Origin of the sequence: Streptomyces sp. NPDC052396 (assembly GCF_044593195.1) — a bacterium.
Lineage (GTDB): Bacteria > Actinomycetota > Actinomycetes > Streptomycetales > Streptomycetaceae > Streptomyces.
Genome location: NZ_JBIUAW010000016.1, coordinates 91,511 through 102,167 on the forward strand (window position 1 = coordinate 91,511; position 10,657 = coordinate 102,167).

10 protein-coding genes and 1 tRNA gene are annotated in these 10,657 nt (G+C 69.8%); 7 read left to right on the top strand and 4 right to left on the bottom strand.

What is annotated here, in order from left to right; translation table 11 throughout:
• Window position 1 precedes the first annotated feature (1 nt).
• The gene (locus ACIHFE_RS30665; protein ID WP_400111742.1) at window positions 2-451 is read right to left on the bottom strand and encodes an NUDIX hydrolase; all 450 of its coding nucleotides are present in this window, start codon (window positions 449-451) and stop codon (window positions 2-4) included.
• A 66-nt stretch (window positions 452-517) separates the two neighbouring features.
• On the opposite strand from ACIHFE_RS30665, the gene ACIHFE_RS30670 reads away from it, so the two are divergent.
• From ACIHFE_RS30670 to ACIHFE_RS30690, 5 genes are all read left to right on the top strand, one after another.
• Window positions 518-1,555 (top strand): phosphotransferase enzyme family protein, encoded by a 1,038-nt coding sequence (locus ACIHFE_RS30670; protein WP_400111744.1) that lies wholly within the window; start codon window positions 518-520, stop codon window positions 1,553-1,555.
• On the top strand, window positions 1,552-2,577 hold the full coding sequence (locus ACIHFE_RS30675) for an LD-carboxypeptidase (RefSeq protein ID WP_400111746.1): 1,026 nt from the start codon (window positions 1,552-1,554) through the stop codon (window positions 2,575-2,577). Before ACIHFE_RS30670 ends, ACIHFE_RS30675 begins: the two co-directional genes overlap by 4 nt.
• On the top strand, window positions 2,570-3,334 hold the full coding sequence (locus ACIHFE_RS30680) for an ATP-binding protein (RefSeq protein WP_400111748.1): 765 nt from the start codon (window positions 2,570-2,572) through the stop codon (window positions 3,332-3,334). Before ACIHFE_RS30675 ends, ACIHFE_RS30680 begins: the two co-directional genes overlap by 8 nt.
• Window positions 3,335-3,359: 25 nt before the next feature.
• Window positions 3,360-4,178, top strand: coding sequence for a class I SAM-dependent methyltransferase (locus tag ACIHFE_RS30685; protein WP_400111750.1), 819 nt, complete (start codon window positions 3,360-3,362; stop codon window positions 4,176-4,178).
• A gap of 172 nt (window positions 4,179-4,350) precedes the next feature.
• Window positions 4,351-5,079 carry an HAD family hydrolase gene (locus ACIHFE_RS30690; RefSeq protein WP_400111752.1) on the top strand — a complete coding sequence of 243 codons (729 nt, stop codon included), beginning with the start codon at window positions 4,351-4,353 and terminating at the stop codon, window positions 5,077-5,079.
• Here ACIHFE_RS30690 and ACIHFE_RS30695 read toward each other — a convergent pair.
• Window positions 5,066-5,878: a methyltransferase domain-containing protein gene (locus ACIHFE_RS30695; RefSeq protein WP_400111754.1), complete on the bottom strand. Its 813-nt coding sequence runs from the start codon at window positions 5,876-5,878 to the stop codon at window positions 5,066-5,068. The genes ACIHFE_RS30690 and ACIHFE_RS30695 overlap by 14 nt on opposite strands.
• Before the next feature lie 53 nt (window positions 5,879-5,931).
• On the bottom strand, window positions 5,932-6,405 hold the full coding sequence (locus tag ACIHFE_RS30700) for a hypothetical protein (protein WP_400111756.1): 474 nt from the start codon (window positions 6,403-6,405) through the stop codon (window positions 5,932-5,934).
• A gap of 146 nt (window positions 6,406-6,551) precedes the next feature.
• On the opposite strand from ACIHFE_RS30700, the gene ACIHFE_RS30705 reads away from it, so the two are divergent.
• On the top strand, window positions 6,552-7,001 hold the full coding sequence (locus ACIHFE_RS30705; protein WP_400111758.1) for a Mu transposase C-terminal domain-containing protein: 450 nt from the start codon (window positions 6,552-6,554) through the stop codon (window positions 6,999-7,001).
• An 82-nt stretch (window positions 7,002-7,083) separates the two neighbouring features.
• A tRNA-Met gene (locus ACIHFE_RS30710) sits at window positions 7,084-7,157 on the top strand.
• Window positions 7,158-7,529: 372 nt separating this feature from the next.
• Here the strand turns inward: ACIHFE_RS30710 and ACIHFE_RS30715 are convergent.
• Window positions 7,530-10,085 (bottom strand): Helicase associated domain protein, encoded by a 2,556-nt coding sequence (locus ACIHFE_RS30715; protein WP_400111759.1) that lies wholly within the window; start codon window positions 10,083-10,085, stop codon window positions 7,530-7,532.
• Window positions 10,086-10,657 lie beyond the last annotated feature (572 nt).

Here is a 10,657-nt window from a genome sequence, read left to right on the forward strand (position 1 = left end):
CCTAGACGGCGGGAGTGCGGCCGAGGGCGGCCGCCGCGCGCTGCACGCCCTGGAGCGTCCACGCCGGGCAGCTCTCGTCATCTTCGAGAGAGGGCAGGGTCTCCCACCGGAGCCCTGCCACTTCCTCGGGCGAGGCGATGCGCGGCTCGGCGCCGACAGGGAGCTCGGCCGCCAGCACGACGTTGACGACCGGGCTGCCGGTGTCGGTCACGAAGAACACGCTCTCGGCGTAGGCGAGCGGCACGCCGCTCAGATCGATGCCGATCTCTTCGAGGACTTCCCGGCGCGCGGTCTCCAGAAGGACATCGCCCCCGCCGGGGGCGTCGGTGTCCACCGTGCCGCCGACCAGGGACAGGCGGCCGGCCGCGTGCTCCTCGTTCAGCCCTCTCACGATCAGCAGCCACTTGTCCCCGCGCTTCAAGGCGACATCCACATTGATCGCGTACTTCAAGTCGACTCCTCCATCGGGCGGTTCGAGCGTCCGATGGTAGCGCCGAGCCCGGGAGGTGCACCCAGCGTGCCGATTCTCCGCAAACCACAGCAGTACGGATTCTTCTCGTTCGATGGCGGGCTGCTCCACCAGCTCTCGGACGCCTACGGGCTCGGCCCCCTGACCGGGTTCCGGCCGATCCTCCTGGACGGCGACCACTGCACGCTCATCGACGTCCGGTCGCAGACCAGCCGGAAGATGGTCGTCGAAGGCAGCGACGGGACCAGGCTGTTCCTCAAGCAGATCCCCTGGTACTGCGAGCGGGACGCCCTGGTCCTGGCCACCCGCTGGCAGACCCAGGCCCACGACGCCGGTGCGCCGGTGCCCCGCCTGCTCCACACACTCACCGGCCGGCCCTGGTTCGAGATCGCCGGTTCCTACTTCACCCTCACCGAGTACGTCCCCGGCCGCCGTTACTCGAGCACCCCTGCCGACCGGGCCCAGGCCGGCGAAGCGATCGCCCGTCTCCACGCGGCCGCCGTGGACGTACCGGACGAGCCGGCGGAGAACACGTTCGCCGTGGCCGTCGAGCACGTCGCCCTCGCCCGGGAGAGCACCGCCGTCCCCACCGCCGTACTCGACGTCATGGAGCTCGCCGTACGGTCCTGGAGGGAGCAGGCCGAAGCCGCCGGGTGGGACGGACTCACCGGCCAGCTCACCCACGGCGACACCAACCCGTGGAACCTCATCTACGGCGAGCGCGCCATGCTGATCGACTTCGACAACGCCCACCGCGGCCCCTGCCTGCGCGACATCGCCGAGGCACTGCTGTCGTTCTGCTCCGTGCACTACCAGCAGGACTCGACCAACTTCGCCCCCACCCTGCCCGGCCCCATCAACCACCCGGCCGCAGCCGACATCCTCACCGCCTACACCCGAGTGCGCCGCCTGGAGGCGGCCGAGATCACGTGCATCCCGCCCGCCAGCGGCGCCGTCGCCGTGGGCCTGGTATGCCTCGGGCTCCTGCGCGGCGACTTCCCCACGACCATGGCGGCCGCACTCGCCGCCTGGGCAACCACCATCCCCGCCGACATCGCCGACCTCGTCCACGAGCGTCGGCGGTGACGCCCCCACCGCGCCTCGCCCCGGCGCTCCAGCACGGCGACACCCTCGCCGTCCTCACCCTCTCCTCACCCGGCCCCGCCCAGTACCCCGACACCTTCACCCGCGGCATCCGCAACCTCCAGGCCGCCGGATACAACACGGTCACCGCCCCCACGACCTTCGGCCGCTTAGGCTGGACCAGCGGCACCCCCGAGCAGCGCGCGGCAGACCTGAACGCGGCCTTCGCCGACCGGTCGGTCCACGGGATCATCACCACCATCGGCGGCAACCACACCGCCCAGCTCCTGCCCCACCTGGACTGGGACACGATCACCGCGAACCCCAAGGTGCTGTGCGGCTACTCGGACACCACCGTCCTGCACCACGCCATCCACCAGATCACCGGCCTGGTCACGTTCTACGGCCCGGCGCTCATCCCCCAGTGGGGCGAGCACGGCCAGCCGTTCCCCTACACCGCCGGCCACTTCCGCACCGTCACCTCCGCCACCACCGCGCCCGGCCCCATCCCGCCATCCGGCTACCTCGTACACGAGGAACACACGAGTGCCCAGGCTGATCGGCGGCCCCGCCTCGTCCGCCCCGCCCCGCCGCGCCGGGCCTTGCGCGAGGGCCAGGGGAGCGGGCCCCTGGCCCCGTTCTGCCTGCCCTCCCTGCGCCACCTGGCCGGGACACCCTGGCAGCCGGACCTCACCGGCCACGTCCTGCTGATCGACATCCCGGACCACGCCTACCGCCCCGAGGACGCCGACGCCGACCTCACCCACCTTAGGCACGCCGGGATCACCACCGACCCCGCCGCGGTCGTTCTCCTGCGCACCCCCAACCACCTGCCCGCCGAGGAGTTCGAGAACGTCCTCGCCGCGCACACCCGAGGCGGCCACTACCCCGTGACCACCGGGATGGAGGGCGGGCACGTCGACCCGCTGCCCACCTACCCCCTCGGCGTGACCGCCACCGTGGACGGAACCCACCTCGCCCTCGACACCGCCCCCACCCACAAGAAGGAGCCCCGCCGTGCCTGAGGAACAGAGCCCGAAGGCGGTGTACGTCTGCAGCGGCAAAGGCGGCGTCGGCAAGAGCACCGTGGCCAAGGCCACCAGCCGGGGCCTCAAAGCCCGCGGCCTCAACGTCGGCCACTTCGACGCCGACCTCACCGGCCCCAGCGCCCCCACCCTCTTCGGAGCCGACACCCGCCTGCGCATCCTCAACCAGCGCATCCAGCCCGCCATCAGCGGCGGCATCCCCGTCGTCTCCACCGGCTTCCTCGCCGACGCCGACCACCCCTACATCTGGCACGGCCCCCTGCTGCGCGGCGCACTCCACCAGCTCTTCCACGACACCGACTGGGGCCCCCTCGACCTGCTCGTCATCGACATGCCCCCGGGCACCGGGGAAACCCAGCTCGCCGTCCTCGACGAGTTCCACTGCATCGCCGCGGTCATCGTCACCACCCCGCACGAACTCGCGCTCGTCGACGTGCGCCGCTCCCTGCGCATGCTGCAAGAGGCCGACATCCCCATCGCCGCGATCGTCGAGAACATGGCCGCCGCCACCTGCCCCCGGTGCTCCCACAGTTGGCAGCCCTTCCCCGGAACAGCCGGAGACCAGCTCCAACAGCTCCTCCCCGACAGCCGCCTCATCAAAGTCCCCATCGACAGCGGGGCCTCCGCCATCGACGGCCAGGGCAACGGGGACGCCGCACTCGTCCAGTACCTGGACGACGGCGGCCTCTTCACCGACCTGTGCACCCTCCACACCAACACCCTCCAGGCCACCTGACCCTGCGAAGAGGAGAGGAAACCCGATGCCCGAGATGGACCCGCGCGTCATCGCCCACTACGAGACCCACGACCAGACCGACCGACTACTCACCCCGGCCGCCGGCCGCCTCGAGTTGCTCCGCACCCAGGAACTGCTGCGCCGCCACCTCCCCGCAGCCCCAGCCCAGATCATCGACGTGGGCGGCGGCCCCGGCACACACGCCCGATGGCTCGCCGACGACGGCCACACCGTCCACCTGGTCGACCCGGTCGCCCGGCACCTGGCCCAGGCCGCCGAGTACGCCGCATGCACCACCGAACTCGGCGACGCACGGCTCCTGACCGCCGAAGACGACACCTACGACTGCGCCCTCCTCCTCGGCCCGCTCTACCACCTCCCCAACCGGGAAGACCGCATCACCGCCCTGCATGAAGCCGGCCGCATCGTACGGCCCGGCGGCCTCATCGCCGTCGCCGTGATCAGCCGCTGGGCCCTCCTCCTCGACTACGGAACCGTCAGCAGCCTCACCGACGCCGGAATCCGCAACCGCCTCGGCGACCGGCTGCGCACCGGCTACGTTCCCGAACCGGACAACGACCCCACCGGCTTGTTCACCGCCGCGTACTTCCACACCAGCACCGAGCTGCGCGCCGAGGTCGCGGACGCCGCTCTCCCGCTCACCGCCATGTACGGAATCGAGGGACCCAGCTGGCCCGTGATCAAAAGCATCGAACGGCACACCGGCCAGTCCGTCGCGGACACGACCCTGTTCGATGCGGCCGTCGAAGCAGCCCGGCTGTCTGACGCTTACTCAGGCCAAATCGACATGTCGGCGCACATACTGGCCATCATCGAGACCTGACCAACGACGAGCCCAAAGGAGCCTCTGGAACGCGGTGAAGGCCCGGCAGACAAGCTGCTGGCGCCGCGACGGCGTTCCCTCCTGGCGCCCGGCCCTCGAACAAGCCCGGCGCTGGGCGTACACCCCGCCGATCTGACCCACGCCGCCCATCCCGAGCCGTTACTGTCCCCTCGTGCATGCACCGAGGGGACTGACGGACAGCCCGCAGACGGCCGGCACCGGACCGAAGCACAAACCGCCCTTGGTGCTCTTCGATCTCGACAACACCCTCGTGGACCGTGCGGAGGGCCTGCGGCAGTGGGCCGAAGAGTTTACTCGCGACCGGGGACTGGGCACGGCGGCTGTTGAGTGGATCGTCGAGGCCGACGACAACGGCCTCAAGTCCCGGGACCGCTTCTTCGCCGAAGTCCGGGACCGGTTCGCGATCGGCGACAGCATCGAAGCCCTGCATCACGCCTACCAGCAGCGGTATCCGCTCTTCCTCCGCTGCCCCCAGCACGTCCTCGACCAGATCGCGCAGCTCCGGGAATCCGGGTGGAGGGTCGGCGTCGTCACCAACGGCCTGACCCTCACCCAGGGCGCCGTACTCGAACACACCGGACTCGTCCGGCACCTCGACGGCTGGTGCATCTCCGAGGAAGCGGGCGTCCGAAAGCCCGACCCCGAAATCTTCACCCTGGCCGCCGAACGCTGCGGCAGCGACCTGACCGACGGCTGGATGTGCGGCGACTCCCCCGAGGCCGACGTCATCGGCGCGCAGCTCGCCGGACTGCACACCATCTGGATCCGGCACGGACGCAGCTGGTCTGACTCCCTGCCGGCACCCGACCGCACCGTCGACAGCATCGCGGAAGCACTCCAGGCCCTACGCCCGATCGGCTCGCCCGTCATCCCCCGATAGCGGGCGTGGTGGCGGAGGTGAGGAAGTAGGTCACCGAATACAGGAACTGGCCGCTCTCGATCGCGTGGTCGAGGAGGGTGTTGAAGCGGCGTGCTTCGGTGCGGTCGATGTAGCCGCGGTCGGCGAAGACGTCGGCCCAGTCGCGGATGCCCATCGTGTCGTCGACGGTGCGCTTGTCACGGACGACCAGGGTGTGCGGCTCGACCTGGACGTCGAGCAGGCCGCGTGCGGCGAGGATGCCGGGGACACGGCGGGCGAAGGTGCCATGCCGGATGCTGGCCGTCTGACGCAGGCCCAGGATCCTGGCGGCCAGGCGGTGGTCCTCGATGTTGAGAGCCTGGGTCGCGGTGTCCGGATCGCAGACGACGATCCGCCCGCCAGGACGGACGACGCGCAGCATCTCCTCCAGGACCCGGTCGGGATCCTCGACGTGCTGCAGGACGCGGTCCGCCCAGGCCCCCTCGAACGCCGCGCCCTTGAACGGCAGGCGGTGGCTGTCGGCCACGGCCACCTGCCGCAGCCCGGTGTGCTTCATCGTCTCGCACATGATCCGGGACAGGTCACAGGCGACGACCTGGGCGCCGGACTCCTCGGCGAGTTCGCGGGCGGCGTCTCCGGTGCCGGCTCCGACGTCGAGGAACCGCCGGCCGGGCTGGGCCCGCAGCAGGTGGCGTAAGCGCTGTTTGTAGGAGACGAAGAACGCCTCGGTCCGCAGACGGAACAGCGCGTTGACCAGCCGGACCGGGTAGGGATGCGCGTCGATGTTGGAGAAGGCATGCGGCACGTAGAAGTCGCCCATGGCCGGACCCTACGGCCCACAGCCCTGCCGCATGGGCCAAACCATCCGAGCCATCAGCAGCCCCCGCCGCCTACCGAGAGCGGGCGGTGGCTCCGATGCCCTTCCACCCGTGACCGAGCCCCCGCCGCCGCGCCTTTTCGTCCTGACTCCTTGGCCGTCAGGGCAGCGGCGACTTGCTGCGCGGCTTCGGGGCTCATGCCGGCGGTGACCTGTCCCGAGTCGAGGGTGCGGGCGTAGATGCTTGGCCCGTACGCGGTGAGCGCGTCGCCCAGGGCGACGGCCGCGGTGGCCACCGGCCCCGCTCCCCACCCGCTCTCCTCTCCCATGGTCGGCGGGCGCTGTTGGCCGGGCTGGGTGAGCAGGACGGCCAGGGCCTGGGCGCCGGCGGCGTCCGCGGTGACCGTGACGAGCGCGGCTCCGAGCTGGTAGACCCGCCCGGCAATATGGTGCGTGGCCAGCGCCCGCCGCAGCTCCGTCGTCGCTCCCGGCCCGCCGCCCCGACCGCCGCCCGCAAACAGCGCAGCCACTGTCGTTTGAGGCGTTCACCGAGGAACTGCTGGCCTGGGCGCAGTGGTGGAACACCGAGCACCGTCCCGCCGAGCTGCACGGCGCGACACCGGTCGAAGCGTGGCAGGCCGATCCGACCCCGCTCAACGACATTCCTGCCAAGGACGTGTGGTCGTTCACGCTCGAGGACGACGGCCGCACTCGCACCATCACCAGCCACGGAGTCCGCTTCCGTAACCGGGACTACATCGCCGACTGGATGACCGGACAGGCAGGCCGTGAGGTCACAGTGCGGTTCATGCCCCACCACACCCACGAGATCGAACTCTGCACACCCCACGGCCGCCACCTGGGCACCGCCCACCTCGCCGACCAGGCCACTGACGAACAGCTCGCCGCGCTACGCCGTGCCCGTACCCGCCGCGCCCACCGCCTGCGGGCCGACGCCAAGGCCGCCGAGCAACTACGCCAGAACCGCTTCGCCCCAGCCACGCTCCCCACCGCAGCTCACCGCCTGACCGCCCTCACCCGCACCGCCCTCCAACGCACCGGCCGTACCCGCGTCGACCAGGAAGTCCTGCGCTGGGTCTTCAGCAAGCTCGGCTCCACCCACTGACCGACCCTCACCACCACATGGGCCCTCAGCAGAAAAGTGGTCTTTGGCGCCCGCCATGATGGCGTACGATGGGGGCTACCGACGCGGGGTGGAGCAGCTCGGTAGCTCGCTGGGCTCATAACCCAGAGGTCGCAGGTTCAAATCCTGTCCCCGCTACTGCTGAAGAGGGCCCGGATCCGATGGGATCCGGGCCCTCCCGCATTCCCTAGCCGCCCCTACCAGGGCCACGCCGCCGGCCCGGCGCTTGGCCTGGGCAGTCTGCGCCAAGAGGCCGGGGCGGAGACGTCTGGCTGATTCGAAGGCACTACTGCGCCCCGACGTCTGTGTTTCGAAGGCGACTTGGCGATCTTGGCATTTGTTTCGCTGGTGGTTGAGGGGAAGGAAGGGGGAGAGCGGGGCGTCGGCGCATGGTCGAGCGGCCTGGTACTCGGGCTGGGCCCCGTGCCACTCACAGGCCGCAGGTACCTATCGATCCCTGGCAACTACCCGAGAGGCTGGATCCATACAGACCCAGCCCCTGCTGTCTTTCTACCGGGGCCGTGCCGCCGACCCGGCTGTCCAGCGCATGCCGAGCCGGTCGAGGTCGGTGCGGCGTTGTGCGGTGAGTTTGTCGGCTCGTTTCCTGATGTTGTCGAGGACCATGCCGAGCTTCACTGCCGCAAGCTCCTCAGCGCCTTCCTGACGGCCTGTCGGTCCGCCTTCTGGCTCTACGTGTTCGATGTGTTTCCTGGGGACGCTGAGGTGGCCTTCGCGGGCACGGTACTGGCGTGCAGCGCGAAGGTTGAGTGCCCATTTGTCTTCCTGCGTGCGTTTCACCGGCCGCTCGTCCTGTCCGGCCGGGGTGAGGCCGAGGATGTGTTCGAGCAGCCATTGCTGGACGGGCATGAGGCTGTCCCAGCCGAGGCGGCATGCCCAGGCCCAGCGGCCGAGGTCTTCGCCCTGCACGATCACCTCACCCGCTCCTGTCGGCACCGCACCGCCGCCCTCGACATGAGCCTGCGCGAGACGGAAACAGCGCTGCCACCCGGTGTCCCACGCCGGGCACCAGCCCGGGTCGATCTCCTCCAGCGCCTCACGCCGTGCCCCGGTGAGGGCTTTGGCGCTGGATCCGGTGGGAAGGCCGGCCTCGCGGCGCTCCGCGATGGCATCCGCGAGCCGGGCGGCGGTGCGTTGATTTTTCGCCCAGGTCCCGACAGGGTAGCCGTCCCAGACGGCGGTGGCGGGCGGCAGGAAGTGCCCGTGCACTGCTGCCCAGTTGCGGGCAGCGGTGAGTCCTTCCTCGAACGCGACGTCCTGGTGCGACCACACCATCCCGAGCCCGTCGAGCTCGGCGGCGCGGGCCGGAGCCAGGCGTCCGGCCTTGTGAAAGCGCCGCTGATCGGCCAGCCACGTACCCAGCGGAAACCCCGCCGGCAACCAGTCGTCCGGCGTGACGAAGTCGTACGGCACCTTCAGCTGCTGAGCGCCAGTCTCCTCCACGTACCGCGCGACGGCCTCGATCCCACGCCTCCAGAAGCTGTTCTCCGGCTCTATCACCCGCAGCTTCACGAACCGGGCCAGCTGCGCCGGATCCCGCGGCGTGCTGAACTTCAACAACTCCCGTGCGGACACACCCGGACCCAGCTCGCCCTCCGGCTGCTCCTGGTCGCCTTCACCGGTTTCCTCCTCCGGCATGTAACTGCCGCTGCGCCGCCGGGGGTCGGTGAGAGCTTCGATGGTGTCGGTGTCGTGGGCGCGGAGTGCTTCGAGGACCTTGGCGAGGGTGTTGTAGGCCGGAGAGGTCAGCATTTCGTCCGGAGTTTCGCCTGGCGCGAGGAATACGGGAACGATCAGTGACGCGATTTTTCCTTCACTGGGCTTGATGCGCAGAGCACGGCCGACCATTTGCACGATGTCGATCATCGAGCCCCGCGCATCGCAAAAGGCGACGGAATCACAATTCGCTGTATCGACCCCTTCACCCAGAACCTTCACAGAGCTGAGCACGCGCAGTGCCGCAGGCAGCAGCTCCTGCTCCCCGCCGCTGCGCCCCGGGCGCTCGATGACATCGGAGGCGAACTCGGCGAGCACGGCCCGTCGGTGGCCGGGGGCGTGCTCGCCGCACAGCCAGTCGGCCCACACCCGATCCGGCACGGGGAACCGTCGTGGATCGTCCTGCCACAGCCGCTCGGCGACATCGATGACTCCGGTGGCCATGGCCTCGGCCTCGCTGACCTTGCTGTGGAACGTCAGTACCTTCCGCAGCCCCTCCTGCGCCGCCGCTGTCAGGATCCCGGTCTGCAGTGCCGCCAGCCGCGTCCCTCGCACCGCGTCCGAGCCGAGGCCGGCGACCTGGTGCGCGTCGTGGAGCTCGGGGTCGCTGATGTCGACGCACAGCACCTGGTAGGGGGCGACCAGTCCGCGGCTGATGGCATCGGACAGGGTCAGCTTGAACGCCACGGGCCCGAAGACGGCGGAGCCGGGGTCCATGCTCGCGATCAGCCGCGGCACCTCGTCACGACCGCCCCCGGCTGCCTCCCAGACGCGAGCTGTGGCGGTCATGTAGAGGCGGCGGGCTGCCGGGATCTTGGCCTGGTCGTGCACGGCCGCCCACGGCTTGCCTGCGTCTCCGCTGGTGCGGTGCGCCTCGTCGACGACCATCAGGTCCCACACGGCCAGGCCCTTGGCGTGTGCGCGTTGGAGGACGCCGATGCCGACGGCGGCGTAGGTGGCGAAGACCGTCACCCGCTCCAGTCCCCGTACCCACGCCACGAGTTCGGCCGGATCCGTCGTGCAGGGCACGCTGTCGGAGTCCTCGGCCCGTAGCGAGCAGACCCCGATCATCGCCCCGGTACGGCCGTCCTCCCGCCATACGGCCGCGGTCTGTGTCAGTAGATCCAGGGTTGGCACCAAGACCAACACCCGCCGCGCAGCCAGCTTTTGGGCAACCTCGGCGGCGATCAACGTTTTACCCGAGCCGGTCGCGGCGATGACCTGGGTCCGCAGCCCCTCAGCCGGCATGTGTCCGTCGGCAGGTGTCTGCAGAGCGCGGAGGACGGCGTCGACGGCCTCCACCTGATGCGGAAACAGTTCTTTCCCCGGCATGCAATTTCCCTTCCTCGCTCGCGTCTGACGTTTTATTGGGTCCGCTAGAATCCGGTTATGCCGGAAACCAGAGGGCCGGATGATTGGCTTTCTGTCCTCTTCGTGAACGGTTTTCCGGGCCGCGCGTTGTGTCCCCGTTCCGGTCTCCGGACCCTGTGGTGGGGGTGGCTTATCTCTCCATAAGGTAGCGGGCCTGGCAGGATGACGCACGCTGCTTGTTGGGGGTGTTCTGGTCTGTTCGTTTCTGCCATCCTGGGACCCTTGTAGTGAGCGTTTCCTGGCACATCCGATCCGCACTCCATCCCAACGACAGGTCGAAATAAGCCCTCTGAGTCCCCGTCACCCGAGGCACCGCCACCCCTTCTCCCTCTAGCCAGCCCTAGGAACGCGCGGAGCGTGTTCCGTCAGGCCGGATCGCGGAGCGATCCGAGCCCGAGGTCAACGGAGTTGACCTCCCGGGCCACGGAGTGGCCCGGATTCCCGGGACGAAGTCCCGGAATACCGAACGGAGTTCGGTGCTGTCTTTCCGTCGCGTAGCGACGGCGCGTCGTGTCTGCGGAGCAGACCGCGCG